Consider the following 245-nt stretch of genomic DNA (forward strand, 5'->3'; position numbering starts at 1 on the left):
TCTCTTAAAGCGTCATAAAGAGGCTGCATATAAGGATCGAGTTTTTCTTTCATATCTCCAGGCAAGAATCCCAGATTTTCTCCTGCTTCAACCGCAGGACGCGTTAATATGATTCTTTTTACTTCTTTGTCCTTCAGCATTTTTACTGCCATTGCAACACCAGTATAAGTCTTACCAGTTCCAGCGGGACCAACTGCAAAAACCATATCGTTCTTTTTGATCGTATCCACCAGTAACTGCTGGTT

At 41.2% G+C, this 245-nt stretch carries 1 protein-coding gene; it reads right to left on the reverse strand.

Annotation, left to right across the window (positions count from 1 at the left end):
- On the reverse strand, window positions 1–245 hold a 245-nt coding region (locus tag ACWA1B_RS23345), incomplete at both ends, for a PhoH family protein (RefSeq protein WP_456911065.1).

This window comes from Flavobacterium xizangense (assembly GCF_054075145.1).